This window comes from Sphingomonas sp. (assembly GCF_041661825.1).
In the GTDB taxonomy this organism is placed as follows: Bacteria; Pseudomonadota; Alphaproteobacteria; order Sphingomonadales; family Sphingomonadaceae; genus Sphingomonas.
The window spans coordinates 848,442-866,213 of record NZ_JBAZTU010000003.1; the positions used below are offsets into that span (position 1 = coordinate 848,442).

18 protein-coding genes and 1 other RNA gene are annotated in these 17,772 nt (G+C 66.1%); 5 read left to right on the plus strand and 14 right to left on the minus strand.

Annotated features, from left to right (window positions below):
* Nucleotides 1-3: 3 nt before the first annotated feature.
* From WC729_RS16895 to WC729_RS16905, 3 genes are read right to left on the minus strand one after another with little or no spacing between them, the layout of a single operon-like run.
* Entirely contained in the window at nt 4-327 is a 324-nt protein-coding gene (locus WC729_RS16895) for a YbaB/EbfC family nucleoid-associated protein (RefSeq protein ID WP_372854834.1), read from the minus strand.
* Nucleotides 324-1,976, minus strand: coding sequence for a DNA polymerase III subunit gamma/tau (locus tag WC729_RS16900; RefSeq protein ID WP_372854836.1), 1,653 nt, complete (start codon nt 1,974-1,976; stop codon nt 324-326). Before WC729_RS16900 ends, WC729_RS16895 begins: the two co-directional genes overlap by 4 nt.
* A gap of 45 nt (nt 1,977-2,021) precedes the next feature.
* Nucleotides 2,022-2,939: a hypothetical protein gene (locus tag WC729_RS16905; protein ID WP_372854838.1), complete on the minus strand. Its 918-nt coding sequence runs from the start codon at nt 2,937-2,939 to the stop codon at nt 2,022-2,024.
* A 256-nt stretch (nt 2,940-3,195) separates the two neighbouring features.
* Between WC729_RS16905 and WC729_RS16910 the strand changes: the two genes are divergently transcribed.
* Complete coding sequence (locus tag WC729_RS16910) at nt 3,196-3,633, plus strand: hypothetical protein (protein ID WP_372854840.1); 438 nt, start codon at nt 3,196-3,198, stop codon at nt 3,631-3,633.
* Here WC729_RS16910 and ffs read toward each other — a convergent pair.
* The 5 genes from ffs to WC729_RS16935 all read right to left on the minus strand — a co-directional run bounded on the left by ffs (nt 3,630) and on the right by WC729_RS16935 (nt 6,739).
* Nucleotides 3,630-3,727: signal recognition particle sRNA small type (gene ffs / locus WC729_RS16915), an RNA gene on the minus strand. The genes WC729_RS16910 and ffs overlap by 4 nt on opposite strands.
* 39 nt (nt 3,728-3,766) lie before the next feature.
* The gene (locus tag WC729_RS16920; protein ID WP_372854842.1) at nt 3,767-3,937 is read right to left on the minus strand and encodes a hypothetical protein; all 171 of its coding nucleotides are present in this window, start codon (nt 3,935-3,937) and stop codon (nt 3,767-3,769) included.
* A gap of 311 nt (nt 3,938-4,248) precedes the next feature.
* Nucleotides 4,249-4,578, minus strand: a complete 330-nt coding sequence (locus tag WC729_RS16925; protein ID WP_372854844.1) for a 2Fe-2S iron-sulfur cluster-binding protein — start codon at nt 4,576-4,578, stop codon at nt 4,249-4,251.
* The gene (locus WC729_RS16930) at nt 4,578-5,672 is read right to left on the minus strand and encodes a cysteine desulfurase family protein (protein WP_372855489.1); all 1,095 of its coding nucleotides are present in this window, start codon (nt 5,670-5,672) and stop codon (nt 4,578-4,580) included. The genes WC729_RS16925 and WC729_RS16930 overlap by 1 nt, the downstream gene beginning before the upstream one ends.
* The gene (locus WC729_RS16935) at nt 5,669-6,739 is read right to left on the minus strand and encodes a cysteine desulfurase family protein (RefSeq protein WP_372854846.1); all 1,071 of its coding nucleotides are present in this window, start codon (nt 6,737-6,739) and stop codon (nt 5,669-5,671) included. The genes WC729_RS16930 and WC729_RS16935 overlap by 4 nt, the downstream gene beginning before the upstream one ends.
* Nucleotides 6,740-6,848: 109 nt before the next feature.
* Here WC729_RS16935 and WC729_RS16940 point away from each other — a divergent pair, with 109 nt between their 5' ends.
* Nucleotides 6,849-7,505 carry an alpha/beta hydrolase gene (locus tag WC729_RS16940; protein ID WP_372854848.1) on the plus strand — a complete coding sequence of 219 codons (657 nt, stop codon included), beginning with the start codon at nt 6,849-6,851 and terminating at the stop codon, nt 7,503-7,505.
* A gap of 141 nt (nt 7,506-7,646) precedes the next feature.
* On the opposite strand, the gene WC729_RS16945 is transcribed toward WC729_RS16940, so the two are convergent.
* Nucleotides 7,647-7,847: a hypothetical protein gene (locus WC729_RS16945; protein WP_372854850.1), complete on the minus strand. Its 201-nt coding sequence runs from the start codon at nt 7,845-7,847 to the stop codon at nt 7,647-7,649.
* Between the two features lies 1 nt (nt 7,848).
* A complete protein-coding gene (locus WC729_RS16950) occupies nt 7,849-8,817 on the minus strand; it encodes a threonine/serine dehydratase (protein ID WP_372854852.1) in 969 nt (322 codons plus the stop codon).
* A gap of 134 nt (nt 8,818-8,951) precedes the next feature.
* Between WC729_RS16950 and WC729_RS16955 the strand changes: the two genes are divergently transcribed.
* The 3 genes from WC729_RS16955 to WC729_RS16965 all read left to right on the plus strand — a co-directional run bounded on the left by WC729_RS16955 (nt 8,952) and on the right by WC729_RS16965 (nt 11,966).
* On the plus strand, nt 8,952-10,172 hold the full coding sequence (locus WC729_RS16955; RefSeq protein WP_372854854.1) for a type III PLP-dependent enzyme: 1,221 nt from the start codon (nt 8,952-8,954) through the stop codon (nt 10,170-10,172).
* Nucleotides 10,173-10,309: 137 nt separating this feature from the next.
* Nucleotides 10,310-11,359 carry a deoxyhypusine synthase gene (locus WC729_RS16960; protein ID WP_372854856.1) on the plus strand — a complete coding sequence of 350 codons (1,050 nt, stop codon included), beginning with the start codon at nt 10,310-10,312 and terminating at the stop codon, nt 11,357-11,359.
* A 175-nt stretch (nt 11,360-11,534) separates the two neighbouring features.
* A complete protein-coding gene (locus WC729_RS16965) occupies nt 11,535-11,966 on the plus strand; it encodes an MAPEG family protein (protein WP_372854858.1) in 432 nt (143 codons plus the stop codon).
* Between the two features lie 9 nt (nt 11,967-11,975).
* Here WC729_RS16965 and WC729_RS16970 read toward each other — a convergent pair whose 3' ends face one another.
* From WC729_RS16970 to WC729_RS16985, 4 genes are all read right to left on the minus strand, one after another.
* Entirely contained in the window at nt 11,976-13,868 is a 1,893-nt protein-coding gene (locus tag WC729_RS16970; RefSeq protein WP_372854860.1) for an XrtA/PEP-CTERM system amidotransferase, read from the minus strand.
* Between the two features lie 90 nt (nt 13,869-13,958).
* The gene (gene xrtA / locus WC729_RS16975; protein ID WP_372854862.1) at nt 13,959-15,497 is read right to left on the minus strand and encodes an exosortase A; all 1,539 of its coding nucleotides are present in this window, start codon (nt 15,495-15,497) and stop codon (nt 13,959-13,961) included.
* A complete protein-coding gene (locus tag WC729_RS16980; protein ID WP_372854864.1) occupies nt 15,494-16,705 on the minus strand; it encodes a TIGR03087 family PEP-CTERM/XrtA system glycosyltransferase in 1,212 nt (403 codons plus the stop codon). Before WC729_RS16980 ends, xrtA begins: the two co-directional genes overlap by 4 nt.
* On the minus strand, nt 16,705-17,772 hold the full coding sequence (locus WC729_RS16985) for a FemAB family XrtA/PEP-CTERM system-associated protein (protein ID WP_372855491.1): 1,068 nt from the start codon (nt 17,770-17,772) through the stop codon (nt 16,705-16,707). The genes WC729_RS16980 and WC729_RS16985 overlap by 1 nt, the downstream gene beginning before the upstream one ends.

Consider the following 17,772-nt stretch of genomic DNA (forward strand, 5'->3'; position numbering starts at 1 on the left):
CCCTTAAAAAGGCAGCTTGAAGCCAGGCGGCAGCGGAATACCGCTGGTCATCTTGGACATTTCGGCGCTCGACGCCGCGTCCGCCTTGGCCTTCGCATCGTTGAACGCCGCGACGATCAGGTCCTCGAGCATCTGCTTCTCGCTCGCCGCGAGCAGCGAGTCGTCGATGTCGATGCCGATGATCCGCCCCTTGGCGGTCGCCTTGACCTTGACCAGCCCGCCACCGGCCGCGCCCTCGACCTCGATCGCGTCGAGACCGGCCTGCGCCTTGGTCAGCTCGGCCTGGACGTTCTGCGCCATGGCCATGATGTCTTCGATACTCTTCATGATACGCTCCGTTGGGCCGCCATCAGGCGGTCGAGTTCGGCTTCGGGAAATTCGGCTTCGGGAAACGCCTCGAACGCTGCCTTGACCACCGGGGTTTCGAGGATCGCCTCACGCATCGCGGTGCGCTTCGCCTCTTCCTCGTCCTTGATGGTCGGCGCGCCCTGGGCGTCCTCCGACGTGACCTTCCACGGCTTGCCCGTCAGCCGCTTCAGCTCGGCATTCAATTCGCGGATCAGGTCCGCCGGCAGCGGCCGGGCCGAGCTCAGCACCAGCTCGGGCGCCTCGAAGCGGATGACGCTCGCGCTGCGCGTCATCTTGACCGCCAGCGCATGCTCGCCCTGGTCCTCGAGGAACGCGACCAGGTCGCGGATAGTGTTGGGCAGGTTCGCCTCGACTGGCTGGGCCGACGCCCGCGCCGCCGGGGCAGCGGGAGCCGCGCCACCCATCGGCGCGCCGTTCGCGATCATCCGCGCCAGCTCGCCCGGATCGGGCAGGGTCGACGCATGGATCAGCCGCAGCAGTGCCATCTCGCACGCCTCGATCGGCAATGCAGCACGCGCGACCTCGTCATGGCCTTTCAGCAGCAGCTGCCACAGCCGGTGCAGCGACGCGAAGCTCAGCTTGCCTGCCCATTCGGCCAGCGCCTCGCGCTCCTCCACCGCTTGCCCCGCTTCGGGCAAGGTGCCGAGCTTGACGAGCGTGGTGGCATGAACCGTCTCCAGCATCGCCCGCAGCACGCCGAGCGGGTCCACCCCGAAATCATATTGCCGCCGAAGCGCCGCCAGCGCCCCCTGCCCGTCCCCGCTCAGCACCAGCCCGAACAGGTCGCGGATCGCGCCGCGGTCGGACAGGCCGAGCATCTCGCGCACCGCGCCGGCCTTCACGCCCTCGCCTTCGATGCCCGCATGCGCGATCGCCTGGTCGAGGATCGACAACCCGTCGCGCGCGCTGCCTTCCGCCGCCCGCGCGATCAGCGCCAGCGCTTCGGGCTCCGCCTCGACGCCCTCCGCTTCGCAGACGCGCCCGAAATGCTCCGCCAGCTTGTCCGCCGGGATTCGCCGCAGGTCGAACCGCTGGCAGCGCGACAGCACCGTCACCGGCACCTTGTTCACTTCGGTCGTGGCGAACAGGAACTTCACATGCGCCGGCGGCTCTTCCAGCGTCTTGAGCAACGCATTGAACGCGTTCTTCGACAGCATGTGCACTTCGTCGATGATGTAGATCTTGAACCGCGCCGACACCGCCGAATAGCGCGACGCATCGATGATTTCGCGCACATCGTCCACGCCGGTATGGCTCGCCGCGTCCATCTCGATCACGTCGATATGGCGCCCTTCCGCGATCGCGCGGCACGGCTCGCATACGCCGCACGGGTCGATCGTCGGCCCGCCGTTTCCGTCGGGCCCGATGCAGTTGAGCGCCTTGGCGATCAGCCGCGCGGTCGAAGTCTTGCCCACCCCGCGCACGCCGGTCAGCAGGAAAGCATGCGCCAATCGCCCGCGCTTGATCGCATTGGCCAGCGTCGTGACCATCGCATCCTGGCCGATCAGCTCGGCAAAGGTCTGCGGCCGGTATTTGCGCGCGAGGACGCGGTAGACTTCCGCCTTTGCAGGCTGGGGCGGTTCGCCAAGATCGAAGGAGTCGGACATTGCCTTCCATCTAGGCGGTCATGTGCCCCGACGCCAGCCGACGCCTCACATCCTGAAGCGGAAGATCCACCCCGTATCGTCGCAGCAATACATCCAGCCCTTGTAGAGCTTCGCCCCGTGGATCACCGGCGAATCACCAGGCAGCTGAATCGTCTCGCTGATCTCCCCGCTCGATATGTCCGTCAGGAAAAAGGCGTTGAGGTTCGAATCCGACGCCCAGACGTGAGTCTTGCCAGCATCGGCCCAGGTCATGTCGTGCGGCCGGTTGCCCGGCGTGATGTAGAAATCCCGGACCAGCCATTTGTTCTTGTCGACGGTGAACACGGTCCGCGCATTGGGCACGGTGATAAACAGCAGCTCGCCCTTTTGCAGGATGCAATGCGATCCCGTCCCCGGCGGCGCTTCGGCCCAGTCGAGCGGCACGCGACCATCCGCGATCCGCGACGGCTGAGTCACTGGCTGCGCCGCGACCTTGGGCGCTTCGGGATAAGCCTCCTTCAGCAAGGAGCGGCGCCCGGGCGGATCGCCGACCATCGAATAATGCAGTCCCGCGCCCGGAGTCTGGAAGGCGGCGATCGTCTTGGTGGTCTTGGGGTCGAGATGCACGATCAGCCGGTTATAGGTCGATCCAATCCACATCGTGCCGTCGTCGCTGTCGACGCAGATGCCGCTCGACGCGCGGACATTGCTCGCCGGCTTGAACTCGCGGATCAGCTTGCCCGTCTCCGGCACGATCAGCGAGATGTAATTGTCCGGCCCCTGGTCCATCACCCACAGGCCCTCGCCGGTCAGGTCGAGGCCGTTCGGCTTGCCGTGCGGCGCCTTGTAGACCACTTCGATCAGCCCCGACGGCCGGGTCTTCACTTTCGATACGTCCGGACGGTGCGCGGCGGCGAGCCTCGGGAATGCGGCGATCGCCGGCGCGGTGAGGACAAGGCCGAGCAGGCCCCTGCGTTCGATCATCGAACCTCTCCCATGCATACATTCTTGTTATGTTGTATGCATCTCGCGATTCGGCACGCGAGTCAATCAACCGTGGCGCGACGATGGGCACTATTCGGCTATGTCATTGGATTGGCGCAGTCGCCAATTCTGCTGAAGCCAGAGGCTAGTCGTAACGATCCGCAGCAACCCCGGTCGGACTGCCCCGGTCGACGGAAGCGAACCGGTGGACCGATCCAATGTCCTCCGATACGTCTGTCATATCGAGGGGCCGCAAATGACCAATTACCTGCAGATCGACTGGCTCCCCGATGATGACTGGAACGACGAAATTCACGTCGGAATCGTCTCGAACGGCTTCGCGGCAAAAAGCGGCGCCTATTACGCGCACCGCAGGCTTCTCGCCGATTTCGGCACGGCTTTGGATCGCTATCCCATTGGGGCTGACAACGCGCCGGAGTTGTTCATCGGCTATGGGAGACAGGTCGAAGGCGAGAAAGAGGCCATATTCGACATTCCCGAGGTCCGGATTCGTATTGAACCCCTCGGCCGAACCGGCCGACTCCTCGTCGTGGCGCTCGTCAAGGATCAGCAGATTGAGGGTCAATCAGCGGAACTGCGAATGGAGACCAATTACAGCGCTCTCCACAGCTTTCGCGAGGAGCTGCGCGCCGCCGAAGGCCCTCCAATGCATAGGGCCGCGCGGCTGGAATAGGTGGGAGCCGGAACGACCCGCGGCGAAATCGTTGCGGCTGCTTCCTTCCGGATCTGACCGGGTTGGCGACGACCACGTCCGCCCGACTCCCGCCGCGCATATGGGGGAGTCGGACGGAGTGATCAAGCCCGCTTTACCAGCGGGTACGGACCTTGTGGCACTCGCGCGTCTTGTGGCCGTGATGCCAGCCGGTCTTGCAGACCGTCTTCCACTTCCAGCCATGATGCGGTGCGGCCGTTGCCGTCATCGGCGCCATGGCAATTGCGGCGATTGCCGCGGCGGACATGAGAGCGATCGTTTTCATGATAGTCCTTTCCTTGGATGGTCTCCCGGAAAGTGTGGTTTACCAGCGAGTGCGAACCTTTCTGCAGACCCGCGTCCGATGATGGTTGCGCCACTGGGTGCGGCACACCGTCTTCCAACGCCAGCGATGGTGGCGGTTCGTGGTGACGTGGCGGACTTCTGTCCGCTCATGCACTACCCTTTGTCCACTACCGGCAGCGGCCGCCGGCAAGGGAGTCAGAGCAGCAGCGCCAATCAAGCCTGCGGCCATCAATGCCAAGATCTTCATGGGTTTCTTCTCCTGCGTGCCATGAAGGCACGGAGGCGTAATGATCAACGGCCCTGCATGTTCCGAACTTCGCCCGGAATCCGTACCGTCAGTCCGTCGAGCGTCTCGTCGAGCCAGATCTGGCAGGACAGCCGGCTGGTCCGCGTAGCGCCCGCCGCGAGGTCGAGCATATCCTCCTCATCCTCGCTCGGCCGCGCCAGCCGGTCGAAGTCCGCCGCATCGAGAATGACGTGGCAGGTCGAGCAGGCCATCTGCCCCTCGCAAGTGCCTTCCAGCGGCTGGCCGTCGGCCTGCGCCACCTCGAGCAGCCGGTCGCCCGCCTTCGCCTCGACATCGCTGATCGATCCGTCGATCCGGACGAAGCGCACCCGCATCAGGCGGCGATCCGCTGCGCCGCGGCGGCTGCGTTGATCCGGTCGATGGCGATCACCAATTCCTCTTCCGTCGTATATCGCCCGAAGCCGAGCCGGATGCTCGACCGCGCCTGCGCCTCGCTCAGTCCGATCGCGCGCAGCACATGGCTCGACCGGCCCGATCCGCTGGCACAGGCCGAGCCCGCCGAAAAGGCGATATCGCGCAATTCCGACATCAGTCGATTCACATCGAGTCCGTCGCGACGGATATTGAGATTGCCATGATAGCGCTGCTCGATCGATCCGTTGATGTTCCAGCCATCTCCCAGCCGTTCGCTCGTCAGCGACCAGAGTCCGGCGACATGAGCGGCGTCATCGTCGCCATAATCCGCCGCCAACCGCGCGGCGGCACCAAAGCCGGCGCACAAGGCCGGCGACAAGGTACCCGACCGCCCCGAAGCCTCCTGCCCGCCGCCATGCAGCAGCGGCTCGATCGCCACGCCATCGCGGATCCACAGCGCGCCGATCCCCTTCGGCCCATGGATCTTGTGCGCCGATATCGCGATCAGGTCGCACCCGTTCGGGATCGCCACGCGGCCATAACCCTGCACGGCATCGCACAAGAACAGCGCGCCCGCCTCATGCGCGATCGCCGCAAGTTCGGCGATCGGCTGAATCACGCCGATCTCGTTGTTGACCAGCATCACTGCGACCAACGCTGTGCCAGGAACGATCGCCGCCCGCGCCGCGTCCAGATCGACCAGGCCGCCCGCCTTCACCGGCAGCACCGTGACCGCCCTGCCCGCTCGTGCCAGTGCTTCGGCGGTATCGAGCGTAGCGGCATGCTCGGTCGCGAGCGTGACAATCCCGCCAGCGGGCGCACCCTTGATCGCCCAATTGATCGCCTCGGTCGCCCCGCTGGTAAAGCTCAACGACCCACCCGCAGGCAACAAGGCCGCGACCGATTCCCGCGCCACTTCGACCGCAGCCTTCGCCGCCCGCCCCGGCGCATGGGCGGAATGCGGATTGGCGTGCTGGTTCTGAAGCCAGGGCAGCATCGCGGCCAGCACCTCGGGCGCGAGCGGCGTGGTCGCCTGGTAATCGAGATAGATCATGCCGCGAATGCCCGCGCCGCGCGCGAGACGCTGCGCCATTCGGCAATGAACGCATCGACATCCGCCTCGGTGGTCGACCGCCCGAAGCTCACCCGCACCACTTCGCGCGACGCATCGACGCTCCAGCCCATCGCGCCCAGCACATGACTCGGCTTCATGCTGCCCGAGGAGCAGGCGCTCCCCGCCGACACCGCGATCCCGGCCATGTCGAACCGGATCAGCTGAGTCGTCGCGGCGAGCCCGCGCATGCGATACGCGCCGATCGCCGGATGCTGGCCCTGCGCCACCACCTCGCCGCCCGATCGCGCAATGGCGTCGTCCAGCTTCAACCGCAGCACGCCCAGCCGCTCGATATCCTCCGCCACGCCAAGCGCCGCCGCAAACCCCAGCGCGCCCGGCAAATTCTCGGTCCCGGCACGATAGCCGCGTTCCTGCCCGCCGGTCGGGATCAAGGTGGCGACATCGCGCACCAGCAACCCGCCCACGCCCGGCGGCCCACCGCGCTTGTGCGCCGAGATCGCCACGAAATCGGCATGCGCCGTCACATCCGCATCAGCCCCCGTCGGCATCTGCGCAGCATCGATCAGCAACAAGCCGCCCGCGGCATGGACGGCGTCGGCGATCGCGGCGACCGGCTGGCGCACGCCCGTCTCACTGTTCGCCCATTGCACCGCGACCAGCACCCGCCCCGCTCCCGCCAGCACCTCGGCCAGCGCGGCCATGTCGATCACGCCCGCCGCATCCACCGGCAGCACCGCCGCGTCGAGCGCGACCCGCATCACCGAATCATGCTCGACCGCAGAGATCGCGCGCCGCGCCGTCACCGATCGGTTCAGCGCGATCCCCAGCGATTCGCTCGCCCCGCTGGTCAGGATCGTCTCGCCCGTCCAGCCATAGGCCGCCCCGATCCGCGCGCGCGCTTCTTCCAGCGTGGCCCGAGCCGCGCGCCCCTCCGCATGCGGAGACGAGGGATTGGCCCAGCGCGCCATGCCATCGGCCATCGCCGCCACCGCTTCGGGCAGCATCGGCGTCGTCGCGGCATGATCGAGATAGATGCGGTCGGCCAAGTGTCAGGGGTCCTCATGGGCACAATGATTGCGCCGGAGCGCGTCATGCCTATATAGCGCCCAATTCCGCGCGGCCCACGCGCTCACCGAATTTTTGTCAGCAGGTCCCATGCCAGAAGTCATTTTCCCCGGTCCCGACGGCCGTCTCGAAGGCCGTTTTGCTCCCGCGCCGCGCCCCCGCGCGCCTGTCGCGATGATCCTGCATCCGCACCCATCCTCGGGCGGCACGATGAACAACCGCATCGTGCAGGAGCTCTACAAGACCTTCCAGCGCCGCGGTTTCGCGACCCTGCGCTTCAACTTCCGCGGCGTCGGCAAGAGCCAGGGCACGTTCGACAATGGCGTCGGCGAGCTCTCGGATGCAGCCAGCGCGCTCGACTGGGTGCAGAGCTTCCACCCCGAGGCCTCGACCACCTGGATCGCCGGCGTCAGCTTCGGCGCCTGGATCGGCATGCAGCTCCTGATGCGCCGCCCGGAGATCCGCGGCTTCATCTCGGTCGCGCCGCCAGCGAACATGTACGACTTCACCTTCCTCGCACCCTGCCCTGCCTCGGGCATCATCATCCAGGGCGAAGCCGACGAGGTCGTGACCCCGCTCGCGACTCAGAAGCTCGTCGACAAGCTGCGCACGCAGAAGCACATCACGATCCACCACGACACCATCCCGAAGGCGAACCACTTCTTCGAGCATGAGATGCCCGAGCTGATGGGGTCGGTGGATCATTATCTCGACATGCGGCTCGACCCCAACTCGCCGATTCGGTGAATCTCCCTTCTCCCCTTGTGGGAGAAGGTGGCCCGAAGGGCCGGATGAGGGGGAGTGAGGCTCGAAACGATCGGGTGTCCCCCTCACCCTCCCAAGCTTCGCTTGGGCCCCTCCCTCTCCCACAAGGGGAGAGGGGCTAAGTTACATCGTCCAGATCACCACATTGCCGAAGATCACCAGCGCGAGCACGAGCATGAGCGCTGCCTTTTGCCGGTCGCGCTTCTTCACCAGCAGATAGATCCCGCCGAAGATCAGCGCGAAGACCGCCAGCATGCTGATCGCCGGCGCAGTCGCCGACATGGCCTGCGCGATTCCGCCCAGCGCCCCCAGATAGCCCTCCATCCTAATCGTTCCCGGCCAGTACGGCGCCATAAGCCGCCAGATCGACATTGCCGCCCGAGAGGATGACGAGCGTCCCGTGAGTCACCTCGACCTTGCCCGCCAGCAGCGCGGCAAGCGCCACTGCACCGCCCGGTTCGACCACCAGACGCAGCCGCTCGGCCGCCCAGCGCTGCGCAGCGCGAATCTCCGCCTCGCTCACCGCCACACCCTGCACGCCGCGCCGCGACAACACGTCGAAGGTCAGCGATGAGACGAGCGTCGTCTGAAGAGCATCGCACGCCGTCGGTGGGGGATTTGGCCCGACCGGTTCGATCCACCCGGCCTCGAGCGAGCGGCGCATATCGTCCCAGCCCTCGGGCTCGACCACCGTCACAAAGGCATCGCGCAGCCCCAGCGCTGTCCCGGCCGCCAGTCCGCCGCCGCCGCACGGCACGATCGCCTGCACCGGCTCGCCCAGCCCTCGCTCGACCATCTGGACCGAGGCCTCGATTCCCGCGCTGCCCTGCCCTTCGATGATCCAGGGATCGTCGAAGCTCGGCACCAGCACCGCCCCGCGCGCCTCGGCAAGCTGCGCCGCGATCGATTCGCGACTCTGCGTCGCTCGGTCGTAGCTGACCACTTCGGCGCCCAGCGCCAGCGTCCCCTCGCGCTTCGATTTCGGCGCATCGGCCGGCATCACGATCACTGCGGGCATGCCGAGGCGCTTCGCTGCCCAGGCGACACCCTGGGCATGATTGCCCGACGAGAAGGCAACCACCCCTTTTCCGCGCGATTCTTCATCGATTGCGGTGAGCCGATGCCACGCCCCGCGCAGCTTGAACGCGCCGACCGGCTGCAGCGCCTCGGCTTTGAAAGCCACTGGAATCCCGCGGATTTCCGCCACGAACAGCGGCGAAGGCGGCAGGATTGCCGCAATCTTTGCGGCGGCGTCACGCACGCCGGCACGGGTAGGCTGTCGCACAAATGTCACTTCACGTCTCCGTGGGTCCAATTCCACTTTACATTGGGGAAAGTCGACCCTATTTCGCGCTTCCCGCTGCCCCATGGGACTTCCAACCGCAAGGCAGCTTTCGTCCGCCATTAGGCACTTGGAGGTCCCTTGAGTTGCACAAGCATCATAGCGCGCTGGGGTTAGCGACCACCCTTTCGACCGCGACCCGCGGTTTCGAGATCGCTAAGCACGGACCGGTTCAGCCGGTAACGCTCATTCGCCCGCACGCCGCATCGCGTGCCGCCCGCTTCTTCGTCGAGAAGTTTCCGGGCCGCTCGATGTATGCCGTGAAGGCCAATCCCTCGCCGGACCTGCTGAAGGTCCTGTGGGAGAGCGGAATCACGCATTACGACGTCGCCTCGATTGCCGAGGTACGGCTCGTTGCTCGCACCGTTCCCGGCGCGACCCTGTGCTTCATGCATCCGGTCAAGGCCGAGGAAGCGATCGAAGAGGCGTATTTCACGCATGGCGTCCGGGTCTTCTCGCTCGATTCGATCGAGGAGCTCGACAAGATCGTCCGCGCCACCCGCGGCGCACAGGACCTGACGCTCTGCGTCCGCCTGCGCGTGTCGTCGGAGCATTCGAAGCTCAGCCTCGCGTCGAAGTTCGGCGCGGCCCCCGGCGAGACCAAGGCGCTGCTGTTCGCGGCCCGTCAGGCGGCCGATGCCCTGGGCATCTGCTTCCATGTCGGTTCGCAGGCAATGACGCCCGAGGCTTATGCCCAGGCGATGGAGCGCGTCCGCGCGGCGATCGTCGATGCGGCGGTCACGGTCGACGTCATCGACGTCGGCGGCGGTTTCCCCTCGACCTATCCGGGCATGGAGCCTCCTCCGCTGGAGCGTTACTTCGAGACGATCCACCGTGCGTTCGAAAGCCTGCCGGTCAGCTATTCGTCCGAGCTGTGGTGCGAGCCCGGCCGTGCGCTGTGCGCCGAGTACAGCTCGCTGATCGTTCGGGTGGAACGTCGCCGCGGCGACGAACTCTACATCAACGACGGCGCGTACGGCGCGCTGTTCGATGCGGCGCATATCGGCTGGCGTTTCCCGGTCGAGCTGCTCCGCGAGCCGGACAGCCGGGCGAAGCTGATGGAGTTCAGCTTTTACGGCCCGACCTGTGACGACATGGATCACATGGCCGGCCCGTTCCTGCTGCCTGCCGACACGCGCGCCGGCGATTATATCGAAATCGGCATGCTCGGAGCCTATGGCTGTGCGATGCGCACGGCGTTCAACGGCTTCGGGTCCGACGAGACGGTGATCGTCGAGGACGAACCGATGGCGTCGCTGTACGTCGGCGACGAGCGCGAGGTCGCTTCGAACGTCGTCACGCTGTAACCAGCAACCACTACCGCTCTTCTTCCCCCTCCCGCCTTGCGGGAGGGGTCGGGGGAGGGCCTGTAATTCAGGGGTTTCGGCGACACGCCCTCCCCTAGCCCCTCCCGCAAGCGGGAGGGGGATTTATGGAGCAACCAATGACCGACACCATCAACGACACCCGCAAAGCCGAGCTGCTCTCGACCACCGTCGAGCATATCGACATCACCAAGTTCGACGCGCGCCCGATCGTCGATGCGATGAAGAAGATGAGCTTCACCAGCCGCGACCTCGGCCGCGCGACTGACATCTACAACCAGATGCTCGCCGATCCCGATTGCTCGATCTTCCTGGTGATCGCCGGCTCGACCTCGGCCGGCGGCTGCATGGACCTGTACGCCGAGCTGCTGCGCAACAACATGATCGACGGCGTGGTCGCGACCGGCGCCTCGATCGTCGACATGGATTTCTTCGAGGGCCTTGGCCACAAGCATTATCAGGCACTCGAAGTGCCGGACGACGACACGCTGCGCTCGCTGCTGATCGACCGCATCTACGACACCTATATCGACGAAGAGCAGCTCCAGGATTGCGACCACACGATCTACGAGATCGCGAACGGCCTCGAGCCGCGCCCTTATTCGAGCCGCGAATTCATCCGCGCGATGGGCAAGTATCTCGTCGAGAACGGCAAGAAGGACAACAGCCTGGTCAAGCTCGCATACGAGCATGACGTGCCGATCTTCTGCCCGGCGTTCGTCGACAGCTCGGCCGGCTTCGGCCTGGTCAAGCATCAGGTCGACCGCGCCAAGGAAGGCAAGCCGTACATGGTGCTCGACGCCATCGCCGACTTCCGCGAGCTGACCGACATCAAGATCAAGGCGGGCACCACCGGCCTGCTGATGATCGGCGGCGGCGTGCCGAAGAACTTCATCCAGGACACAGTGGTCTGCGCCGAGATCCTCGGCCACGACGACGTCCAGGTGCATAAGTATGCGGTCCAGATCACCGTCGCCGACGTGCGCGACGGTGCCTGCTCATCCTCGACGCTGCAGGAGGCCGCGAGCTGGGGCAAGGTCAACACCGGCATCGAGCAGATGGTGTTTGCCGAGGCGGGCTCGGTCATGCCGCTGCTGGCGTCGGACGCCTATCACCGCGGCCTGTGGAAGACCCGCACCAAGCGCCGCTGGGGCGCCAGCTTCGACTAAAAACCGTTCCTCCCATCGCGCAGATGGGAGCGGACCACGAATTGGTGGCGGGGCTTGGAGCACGGCACATGCCGGACTCCGGGCCCCTTTCCGTTCCCGCTACTGACATCATTGAAAGTTGCGTGCCCGTCACGATTGAGGCAGCCTCCTTAAAATAACAAAGGGGGATGCCAGAATGACCGAACACAGCCCGATCCTTGCACCCGTCGTCGCGCTGGTAGCCTGGAGCCTCGTGATGTGGCTCTGGATGTACGCGAAGCGGATTCCGGCGATGAACGCCGCCAAGATCGACACGAAGAACCTGGTCGGCGGTAACGGCGCTGACCTGAGGGCCCGCATCCCTGCCCAGGCACAATGGCCGGCCGACAATTACAATCACCTGATGGAGCAGCCGACGCTGTTCTATGCGATCGCGCTGACCCTGGCGCTTCTCGGCTCCGGCGGGGGCGTCAACCTGACGATCGCCTGGGCTTATGTCGGTCTGCGCGTGGTCCACAGTATCGTGCAGGTCACGGTGAACCGGGTGATCGTCCGCTTCTCGATCTTCACCCTCGCCACACTCTGCCTGATCGCGCTGACCCTGCATGCGGCAATGGTTGTGTTCTGAGTCAAGGGATCAGCCGAACAGCCTCGCCATCGATCGTTCGAGCATCACCAACTGCCACAGCGTCCGACCGTGCTCCGCGCGGCCGGCGCGGTGGTCAGCCGCGATCCGTTCGATCGCGCGGGGATCGAACCAGCCGGTCCCGGTAAGCACACGCGATTTGGCCAGGCCCGCTGCCTCATCGGACAGCGGTCCGCGGAACCAGGCGCTGATCGGCGTCACGAAACCCATCTTGGGCCGATAGAGGATGTCGCGCGGCAAATAGCGCTCCATCGCCTTTTTCAGCAGCCATTTGCCCTGCCCACCCTTCAGCCGCATCGACACGGGCAAGGTGGCAGCGAACTCGACGAGGCGGTAGTCGAGCAGCGGCTCGCGCGCCTCGAGGCTAACCGCCATGCTGGTGCGATCCGCCTTGGTCAGGATGTCGCCGGGCAGCCAATGCTGGAAGTCGGCATATTGCGCCCGGTCGATCGCATCGCGCGCCGGCGCATCCCGCATGCTGCGGACATAACGATCCTCGGCACGATGCCCCGCCAACGCCCGCTTGGCCTCGTCGGAAAAGAGCAGCCCGCGCAGCGTCGGGGTCGTCACGCCGACCGATCGCGCATAGGCCTCGGCGCCATCCTCGGCGAGCGCCAGCAAGGTGGTCTTCGCCCGCAGCCGCTGCGGCGCCCAATCGGCCTTGGGGTAGAAGCGTCCCAGCGTCCCGAATGCACCCGCCCGGATCGAGGGGGGTAGCAACGCCCGCACCCGCTCCTCGGCTGCCTGAAACTTGTAGCGCCGATACCCCGCAAACGCCTCGTCCGCGCCGTCGCCGGACAGTGCCACTGTCACACTTTCGCGGGCCAGTTCGCACACTCGATATGTTGCCAGCGCCGACGCATCGGCAAAGGGTTCGTCGAAACTCGCGACCAGCGTGTCGATCAGCGCAAAATCGTCCGCCGCCACCACGCGCTCGCGATGTTCGGTGGCAAAGCGTTTTGCGATCTGGTCGGCATAGGCGCGTTCGTCATGCCCGGCCTCGTTGAACCCGATCGTACAGGTCTTCACCGCGCGCTTCGACGCCTCGGCCATCAACGCGACCACCGCCGAGCTGTCGACCCCACCCGATAGGAATGCGCCGAGCGGCACGTCAGAGACCATGCGCGAAGTGACCGCATCGCGCAGCCGCGCGACCAGCTCCTCCTCGAGCGCCTTCTGCTTGCCGGTCGCCCGCCGCGAGAAATCGACATCCCACCAGCGCGACGGCGCAGGCACCGCCCTGCCCCGTTCGAGCAGCAACGAATGGCCGGCCGGCAATTTCTTCACCCCCGCGATCAGGCAGGCATCGTCCGGCACATAGCCGAACGCCATATAATCCTCGACCGCGCGGATATCGGGTGACCGCCGCAGCAGCGGATGCGCGAGCAGGCCCTTGAGTTCGGAGGCGAAGGCAACGCCGCCATCCGACAGCTCGACATAATGGAGTGGCTTCACGCCAAGCCGGTCGCGCGCCAGGAACAGGCTCTGCCGCCGCGCATCGTGCAGCGCAAAGGCGAACATGCCGTTCAGCCGGTCGAGCATCGCCGGCCCCCAGATCGCCCAGCCATGGAGCAGCACCTCGGTATCGCCCTTGGTGACGAACACCGCGCCCAGCGCCGCAAGCTCGGCGCGCAACTCGACGAAATTATAGATCTCGCCATTGTACGTAACCGTCAGTGCCCCGTCGGCGCTCGCCATAGGCTGCGGGCTGCCCGCAACGTCGATGATCGACAGGCGGCGATGCCCCAGGCCGACCCCCGGCCCCGTCCACACGCCCGACCCGTCGGGCCCGCGATGCGCCTGTGCATCCGCCATCGCGGCGATGCGGGCCGGATCGACCGGCTTGGGCGTGGCGGGATAGAAGATCCCGGCGATGCCGCACATCAGTTAAGTCCCCACCCGATCGTCACGCGCCCCGATAGACAGGAAGCGGAGTCCTTCGACAAGCTCGACCCGACCGAAATCACGACTGGTTCAGCGCGCCATGCCGGCGCTGCGATCCGCCAGCACGCCGATCGGCCCGAGCGCCGCGACGAACGCCCCGATCGCAGCACGCGGGTCGCGGCCCGGCAGCACTTCGGCCGACACATGCACCGCCACCGCGCGCTGCGGCCCGCCGAGCATCTTCGCCTTGAGCGTCTCCAGCTTCACCGTCCGGTCGTTGTTGGTCACCACGTCGCCGACCCGGTACCAGGTGGCGATCTGGCGCTCGACCGGCCCCGGCGCAGTCGCCCGGATCACCGATCCGCCGACGATATCGGGCAGGTCCTCGATCCGCACCCACACGTCGTCCTCGCGGATCGCGCCGATGCCGAACGAGACCAGCTCCTTGCCCTCGTGCTGGCTGCCATAGACCGCGACGGCCAGATCGACCGCATCGCCCTGCCCGTTCACATAGCGGCCGATCAGATAATGGTCGGCGCCCGGATAATAAGGCGACCAGGGCGCGTTGGTGCTCATCGACGCGCGGTGCCAGCCCGCCACCTCCGGTAGCGCGATCGTGTTCGGCAGCGCCTGCGCACGCCCGGCGATCGCCGCCGACCAGGCCGGGAAGATACCGGCGACCGTCAGCACCAGGGCAGCCGCGACCAGGGCGTCGATCCGGCGCTTCGGCTCGGCCTGCAAGGTCGCCGGATCGAACACCGGCGCGTCAGGCGCGCGGTCGAACCAGCGCCAGCCGATCGCCAGCACCGCTGCCATCACCACGCCGAAAAACACCCAGCCATAGACGATATGGTCCATGCCGGTGGCACGCTCGACCGAGGTCAGATGCGCCGCATAGATCGTCCCGAAGGCGCGCAGCCCGTTGGCGATCACCGGCACGACCAGCGCCACGACCATGAAAATCGCGCGTCGTGTCCAGGAGGTGAAGCAGACATTCGCGACCAGCGCGCCGTACGCGATCATCGCGATGACGAACTTCGCGCCCGAGCACGCTTCGGCGACCTCGAAATAGCCGTTGGGAATGGTGATCAGCACGCCGTCGACCTGCGCCGGCACGCCGAACAGATGGAGCAGCGGCATGGTCATCTCGACCGTGACGGTCTGGAGCGGCCCCTCCATCCCCTCGCCGAACGGGACCATGAAAAAGGCATAGCAGAGCGGGAACAGCAGCCCGCGGGCGACATTGGGCCCGAGGATCGTGACGACAGCGCCTTGCAGCATCATCACCAGCCCGAGATGCCGCGCCAGTGCCACGCTCGCCGCATCGCCGAGCAGCCAGCCGAACCCGCCGATGGCAACCAACGCCAGCCCCGGCCACCACGCGACCGGCGTCAGCTGCGCCAGCTCCGCCCGGCGTTGCCAGACCAGCCAGCCGATGACAGGAGCGATGAACAGGCAATGCCCAAAGGTCGTGCTGGTCCACCAGATCCGCGCGAGATCGCCAGCGTCGGCCCGGAACAGCAACAGCAGCGCGATCGCGACCCCAGCCAGGATCGCCGTCTGTCGCCGCCAGATCGCGCCAGCCTGTGTCCCGGCCGCGAAGTCAGCCGCCGGGACCGCGATGGTCACGCGGCAGATCGCCGCGGCGGCGCCTTCACCCGGATGCCCAGGATCGAGTCGAGCGGCGCGAGGCACGCATTCCAGCTATAGCGTTTCTGCACCTGCGCCCGCGCCTCGCGGCCCATCGCCGCGCCGCCCGCCGCATCGTCGAGCACGGCGATCACTTCCTCGGCGATCTCGCCCACGGTCGCGCCGATGCGGATCGTCCCGCCATGGTCGATACCCTCGGCCGCCGCGGCCGAGGCCACGACCGGGCGGGCCATCGCCATCGCCTCGAGCACCTTGTTCTGCACGCCGCGCGCCAGCTTCAGCGGCGCGACGACGACCGACGCTGCTGCCAGCCAGCCGCGCACATCGGCGACTTCGCCCGTCACGATCACGCCCGGCTGCTTGGCCAGTGCCTTGACTGCTTCGGTCGGGCTGCGCCCGACGATCACGAAGCGTGCCTGGGGATGTCGGATGCGGACATGCGGCAGGATCGTCTCGACGAACCAGGTCACTGCCTCGATGTTGGGGCGGTAATCCATCTGGCCGGTGAAGACCATCAACTCGCCGGTCGTATCGATCCGTTTGAAATGCGCGACCGGGTCGAAGAATTCGGTGTCGATCCCGTTCTCGACGACATGCACCCGCTCCGCGCCGGTCTTGGAGCGGAACAGCTCGGCCTCGACCTCGCTGACGAACAGGCTCGCATCGGCACGCTGGGCAACGGCGCGTTCATGGCTGAACAGCATCTTCGATTCGCGCTTCAGGAACCAGGCCATCGGCCCGGTCGCCGTCTTGGCGTACGCGGCGAACTTCGCCGAATCCATGTCGCAGAAATCCATGATCACGCGCTGCCGCGGCCGGGCCGGCAGATATTGCGCCATCTGGCTCGAAAAGACGTAGATCGTGTCGATCGAATGCGCCGACAGGATTCGCTCGACCTGTTCGCGTAGCGGCCGGTTCTCGAACGCCGTCAGCGAGATCGGCTTGCGCGAGAAGATCGCCTCCAGCGCCGCCACGGCGCGCGGCTTGGAACGCCAGATGATCGAGCGGTTGCCGGTGAATTTCGCGAGGCCGTTCTTCTGCTTCATGTCGCGCGTGTCGTCGGCGAAGGCGATCAGGTGCACGCGCTTCCGCGCCGACAGGAATTTCAGGATATTGAAGCCGCGAATCTTGTCGCCCCGATCCGGCGGATAAGGGACGCGATGCGCCAGGAACAGAATGTCGCCCATCAGCCGAGTCCCTTGGAAATATGCGGCCCAATCCGATTTGCGACCCACAGCGGCAGTTTTTTCCACATCTCGACCTGAAGCCGATAGCGCGGGTTCAAAGGATTGATTTCGCGCGGCGTCTCCCCAGCTGCCGCCCGCTTAGCATACATCAGGGGGACGCCCTGAAAACCCCAGTTCTTCTTGAACGCCGCCGGGCCTGTGCCAGCCTTGGAGCGCCCGAAATCGAAGCGGGTGCAGCCCTTCGCACGGGCATGCGCCATCAGCGCGAAATACATCCGGTCATTGGCCCGCAGCGCCCGCGCTTCATGCGTCCCGCCACCCCAATAAGGATAGACGGTGCCGTTCATATACAGGCTCAGCACGCTCGCCACCGGTTTTCCTCCCGATCGAATCGTCAGGATATCCGCAGAGTCCCCAAATTCCCTTAAGACCGACCGGAAAAGCGCCGCCGGAAACACCGGGGTACCCAGATTGCGCACCGATTCCGCATAGACCGCATAATGCGCGCGCAGGTCGCTATCATGACGGCCGGCCGAAACCTCCAGATCGATATCGAGGCTTTTGCGCACCTCGGCCCGCTGCTTGCGCGGAATGGCCGTCAGCTCCGCCTCGTCGGATTCAGCAAGCGGGCGGGCGAAGCCGAGATAGGTCGTCTCGTCGCGGATCCATTCCGGCCCCTCGACCGCACCGCCGCGAATCTCCAGCGTCGGGCAGCCAAGCTTCTCTGCCAGCGCCCAGGCCGCCTCGCCGAGCGGCCGCACCGCATCCTCACTCTCGGTGAGAATACCCCCGTCGACCGCGAACCCGTTCGAGACGAGCGCCTTGCCGAACAAGGGTGATCGCACCTCGGTCAACGGCAGCATCGCCGCCAGCGACCCGTCGGCGCGCTCGGCCACCAGCGTGTGGCTGCGCTGCCCGCACCCTTCAGCCACCGCCTTGCTCCACGCCGGCAGATGGAAGGGTGTCCCTTCGGAGTGCGCGCGCACGAATGCATCGAGCCGCACCCGTTCATCAGCATCGCGCAGATCGACCGCGCGAAGCCCCAGCGGCGCCGAGACCAAGGGCAT

What these genes read in the sequence shown, in the direction of transcription:
- WC729_RS16895 (WP_372854834.1), bottom strand. Translation starts at nt 327, where the DNA reads ATGAAGAGTATCGAAGACATCATGGCCATGGCGCAGAACGTCCAGGCC.
- WC729_RS16900 (WP_372854836.1), bottom strand. Translation starts at nt 1,976, where the DNA reads ATGTCCGACTCCTTCGATCTTGGCGAACCGCCCCAGCCTGCAAAGGCG.
- WC729_RS16905 (WP_372854838.1), bottom strand. Translation starts at nt 2,939, where the DNA reads ATGATCGAACGCAGGGGCCTGCTCGGCCTTGTCCTCACCGCGCCGGCG.
- WC729_RS16910 (WP_372854840.1), top strand. Translation starts at nt 3,196, where the DNA reads ATGACCAATTACCTGCAGATCGACTGGCTCCCCGATGATGACTGGAAC.
- WC729_RS16920 (WP_372854842.1), bottom strand. Translation starts at nt 3,937, where the DNA reads ATGAAAACGATCGCTCTCATGTCCGCCGCGGCAATCGCCGCAATTGCC.
- WC729_RS16925 (WP_372854844.1), bottom strand. Translation starts at nt 4,578, where the DNA reads ATGCGGGTGCGCTTCGTCCGGATCGACGGATCGATCAGCGATGTCGAG.
- WC729_RS16930 (WP_372855489.1), bottom strand. Translation starts at nt 5,672, where the DNA reads ATGATCTATCTCGATTACCAGGCGACCACGCCGCTCGCGCCCGAGGTG.
- WC729_RS16940 (WP_372854848.1), top strand. Translation starts at nt 6,849, where the DNA reads ATGCCAGAAGTCATTTTCCCCGGTCCCGACGGCCGTCTCGAAGGCCGT.
- WC729_RS16945 (WP_372854850.1), bottom strand. Translation starts at nt 7,847, where the DNA reads ATGGAGGGCTATCTGGGGGCGCTGGGCGGAATCGCGCAGGCCATGTCG.
- WC729_RS16960 (WP_372854856.1), top strand. Translation starts at nt 10,310, where the DNA reads ATGACCGACACCATCAACGACACCCGCAAAGCCGAGCTGCTCTCGACC.
- WC729_RS16965 (WP_372854858.1), top strand. Translation starts at nt 11,535, where the DNA reads ATGACCGAACACAGCCCGATCCTTGCACCCGTCGTCGCGCTGGTAGCC.
- WC729_RS16970 (WP_372854860.1), bottom strand. Translation starts at nt 13,868, where the DNA reads ATGTGCGGCATCGCCGGGATCTTCTATCCCGCCACGCCCAAGCCGGTC.
- WC729_RS16980 (WP_372854864.1), bottom strand. Translation starts at nt 16,705, where the DNA reads ATGGGCGACATTCTGTTCCTGGCGCATCGCGTCCCTTATCCGCCGGAT.
- WC729_RS16985 (WP_372855491.1), bottom strand. Translation starts at nt 17,772, where the DNA reads ATGCCCTTGGTCTCGGCGCCGCTGGGGCTTCGCGCGGTCGATCTGCGC.